The organism is Streptomyces sp. PA03-6a, from assembly GCF_033792765.1.
Taxonomy (GTDB): domain Bacteria; phylum Actinomycetota; class Actinomycetes; order Streptomycetales; family Streptomycetaceae; genus Actinacidiphila.
The window spans coordinates 1-3,848 of the sequence record NZ_JARAVK010000457.1 but is presented as its reverse complement, the minus strand read 5'-3'; the positions used below and the strand labels follow the sequence as shown (position 1 = coordinate 3,848).

General features: G+C 72.9%; 4 protein-coding genes. All 4 read right to left on the bottom strand.

What is annotated here, in order from left to right:
* A partial coding sequence (locus PV350_RS45340) for a uridine kinase family protein (RefSeq protein ID WP_500339159.1) occupies positions 1–586 on the bottom strand: 586 nt, incomplete at its 3' end.
* Positions 587–717: 131 nt separating this feature from the next.
* A complete protein-coding gene (locus PV350_RS45335) occupies positions 718–1,746 on the bottom strand; it encodes a 6-phosphofructokinase (protein ID WP_499511397.1) in 1,029 nt (342 codons plus the stop codon).
* Between the two features lie 182 nt (positions 1,747–1,928).
* Positions 1,929–2,588 carry a response regulator gene (locus PV350_RS45330; RefSeq protein WP_500339158.1) on the bottom strand — a complete coding sequence of 220 codons (660 nt, stop codon included), beginning with the start codon at positions 2,586–2,588 and terminating at the stop codon, positions 1,929–1,931.
* A gap of 17 nt (positions 2,589–2,605) precedes the next feature.
* Positions 2,606–3,766, bottom strand: coding sequence for a MacS family sensor histidine kinase (gene macS, locus PV350_RS45325; RefSeq protein WP_499516809.1), 1,161 nt, complete (start codon positions 3,764–3,766; stop codon positions 2,606–2,608).
* Positions 3,767–3,848: the final 82 nt, after the last annotated feature.

Sequence of the window (3,848 nt, the reverse complement as noted above, 5' to 3'; positions counted from 1 at the left end):
GGTCGGGCGCGGGCCCGGGGACGGGCGACAGGAGCGGGCCGATGAGAGCCAGGACCGCCGCCACCATGTCCGGGCCCTCGGTGAGGCCGTCCACCACGAGGTCGGCCAGCGCCCGCGAAGGGGCGACGTGGGCGACGTGGCGGTCCCGTCCGCTCTGCAGGTAGTTCAGCAGGGACAGCCGGGGGTCCTGCCGCTGGACCTCGATCTTGCGGAGGATCTTGCGGGCCAGCCGGACGTCGTCGGGGGCGTCCACGTACACCCGCCAGTCCGCCCGTTCCCGTACCGACGGCAGGGTCAGGGCGAACAGGCCCTCGACCACCACGAGGCGCACGCCGGGCCGGGCCAGCGCCGCGTCGATCGCGGCGCTGACGGCGGCCTCGTCGATGGAGCCGGGGTGGTTCCAGTCGAGGATGGCGTGCCCGCCGGCGCTGACCGTCCACACGCCCCTGAGGGGTTCGTGCGCGGGCACGTAGTAGTCGTCCAGATGGACCAGTGCGATGCTCTCGGGACACTGCAGCGACAGGGCCTCGGCAAGGGTGGACTTGCCGGATGCGGTGCCGCCTGCGACCGCCAGTACACCCGTCATGCCGGGCGCTCCTCATGTGCTCAAGGGGGATAGACGAAGCGGCCGGACAAGCCGGGTGCAGGGAATGTACGGCCGCGTGATCGCCCATGGCAAGCGGGGAAAGCGCAGACGGCGCCGGGGAAACGCCGTGTTTACCCGAAGAAGACGGCCGCCTCGGTGTAGAGCCGCGGATCGACCGTCTTGAGCTGGGCCGTCGCGTCGCGCAGCGGGACGCGGACGATGTCCGTACCGCGCAGGGCGACCATCTTGCCCCAGTCCTGGTCGCGGACCGCGTCGATGGCGTGCAGGCCGAAGCGGGTGGCGAGCCAGCGGTCGAAGGCGCTGGGGGTGCCGCCGCGCTGGATGTGGCCGAGGACGGTGGTGCGGGCCTCCTTGCCGGTGCGCCTCTCGATCTCCTTGGCGAGCCACTCGCCGACGCCGGAGAGCCGGACGTGGCCGAAGGAGTCGAGCGACTGGTCCTTGAGCACCATGTCGCCGTCCTTGGGCATGGCGCCCTCGGCGACCACGACGATGGGCGCGTAGCGGATCTTGAAGCGGCTCTCCACCCAGGCGCAGACCTGGTCGACGTCGAAGCGCTGCTCGGGGATGAGGATGGCGTTGGCGCCGCCGGCGAGGCCCGAGTGGAGGGCGATCCAGCCGGCGTGGCGGCCCATCACCTCGACGACGAGGACGCGCATGTGCGACTCGGCGGTGGTGTGGAGGCGGTCGATGGCCTCGGTGGCGATGTTGACGGCGGTGTCGAAGCCGAAGGTGTAGTCGGTGGCCGCCAGGTCGTTGTCGATGGTCTTGGGCACGCCGACGCAGGGGACGCCGTACTCGTCCGACAGGGCGGTGGCGACACCGAGGGTGTCCTCGCCGCCGATCGCGATGAGTGCGTCGACCTCGTACTTGGCGAGGTTCTCCTTGACGCGGCGCACGCCGTTCTCCGCCTTGAGCGGGTTCGTGCGGGACGAGCCGAGGATCGTGCCGCCGCGCGGGAGGATGCCGCGCACGGCGGGGATGTCGAGCGGCACGGTGTCGCCCTCGAGGGGGCCGTGCCAGCCGTCCCTGAAACCGGTGAACTCGTATCCGTACTCCTGGACACCCTTGCGCACGATGGCACGGATGACCGCGTTGAGCCCGGGGCAGTCTCCGCCGCCGGTCAGCACGCCAACTCGCATGATCCATCCCTTCCCGTTCGCACCATTTGCCTGCGTCCACGACGCTAGCGTGACCGGCGTCACAGGTGGGATGGGCCGTTCGGTGAAATCCCTTGATCCGCGGGGATGTTGGTCCGCCGATTTCACCCTTCCGGGCGGCGCGCGGCACTTGAGCGGGCGCGCCCCCGAAGGTGGCGTCGGGGCTATTCCTCGTCCAGTCCGCGTTCGATGGCGTAGCGGACGAGTTCGACGCGGTTGTGGAGTTGGAGCTTGCCGAGGGTGTTCTGGACGTGGTTCTGCACCGTGCGGTGGGAGATGACCAGCCGTTCGGCGATCTGCTTGTAGCTGAGCCCCTTGGCGACGAGCCGCAGGACCTCGGTCTCGCGGTCGGTGAGGCGGGGCGCCTCGGGGGTGTCGGCCGCGGCGGGGGCGGGGTCGGAGGCGAGGCGGCGGTACTCGCCGAGGACGAGGCCGGCGAGGCCGGGGGTGAAGACGGGGTCGCCGACGGCGGTGCGGCGGACGGCGTCGAGGAGTTCCTCGCGGCCGGCGGACTTCAGCAGGTAGCCGGTGGCGCCGGACTTCACGGCTTCCAGGACGTCCGCGTGCTCGCCGCTGGCGGAGAGCACCAGGACCCGCAGGGCGGGGTTGTCCGCGATGACGTCCTTGCAGACCTGGACACCGGACAGGCCCGGGAGGTTGAGGTCGAGGACGAGCACCTCGGGCATGGCCGCCCTGGCGCGCCGCACCGCCTCCGGACCGTCGCCGGCGGTGGCGACCACCACGTATCCGGCCTCGGTGAGGTCGCGGGCCACCGCGTCCCGCCACATGGGGTGGTCGTCGACCACCATCACCTTCACCGCCATGAGCCCAATCTCCTCCCTCACTTCGCGAGCCTCAACTCGACTTCTGTCCCCTGCCCGGGCACCGACACCAGTTCCGCCGTGCCGCCGAGGTCCCGGAGCCGGCCGCGGATGGACTGGGCGACCCCGAGTCTGCCCTCGGCCTCGGCGGCGGCGAGGCGGCCTTCGGGGATGCCGGGGCCGTCGTCGCGGACGCTGACCAGTACGGCCTCGGGTTCGTCCTCGACCAGGATCCAGGCGTGGGCGTCCTCGCCGGCGTGCCGGCGGACGTTCTCCAGGGCGGCGCCCACGGCTGCGGCGAGTTCGCGTGCGGCGCGGGCCGGGACGAGGACGGGGGTGCCGGGGGCGGCGACGGTGACCCGGGCGCTGCCGTACGGGGACAGCAGCGGGCGCAGGTCGCGGGGCGCGTCCGGGTCCTGGCCGGCGCCGGTATCGGCGTCGGCATCGGTGCCGGTGGCACCGCGGGGGGACGGCAGGGCGGCGGCGCCGTCGGTGACCAGGGCGCGCAGGGCGGCCTCCTGCTCGCCCGCCATGCGGCCCAGGGCCTCGGCCTCGCCGCCGATCTCGGCGCCGCGCCGCTGCACCATGGCGAGCACCTGCAGCACGTTGTCGTGGATGTCGCGGGCCAGGCGCTCCCGCTCGCGGGTGGCGGCCTCGATCTGCAGGGCGCGGGCGAGGGTGCGTTCGCTGGCGCGGGCGACCTCGACGACGTACCCGATGGCGATGCTGGCGATGGCCACCAGCAGCACGTTGTGGAGGGTGTCACGGGCCGGGGCGCCGCGTTCGACGAGGTTGGCGCCGCCGACGAGGCAGGAGGCGGCGGCGGCCCAGCGCCAGCCGCCCTTGATGGCGAAGGCGAGCACGGAGCCGGCGGTCCAGATCGACGGGAGGGTGGGGCCGCCGTCGAGGATGCGCTGGTGCGCCTCGACGACCGGGGTGATGAGGATGCCGGTGATCGCGACGCCGAGGTCGACGATGAGGAAGGGCCTGGTGCAGCGCTGGGGCGAGCTCACCTTGCCGACGGTGGCCAGCGTCCACACGGCGAGCACCGCCATGTAGGCCGCCCCCGCCAGGGGGTGTGCGTGCTCGTGGTACGCGGCGGCGTAGAGCCCGATGGCGTACGCCGCGGTCAGCAGCCGGTAGCCGGTAAGGGCGCGCCACAGCGGCTGCTCGACGGACATGCGGGTGACGCGTGCGGGCCGCGCGGCGGCGGACCCGCCGGGTCTCCCCCCGGTCGCGCCGGTCTTCTCCCCGGCCATGGGC

Excerpts from the sequence above, each read along its gene's own strand:
- macS (WP_499516809.1), bottom strand. The coding sequence starts at position 3,766 with ATGTCCGTCGAGCAGCCGCTGTGGCGCGCCCTTACCGGCTACCGGCTG.
- PV350_RS45335 (WP_499511397.1), bottom strand. The coding sequence starts at position 1,746 with ATGCGAGTTGGCGTGCTGACCGGCGGCGGAGACTGCCCCGGGCTCAAC.
- PV350_RS45330 (WP_500339158.1), bottom strand. The coding sequence starts at position 2,588 with ATGGCGGTGAAGGTGATGGTGGTCGACGACCACCCCATGTGGCGGGAC.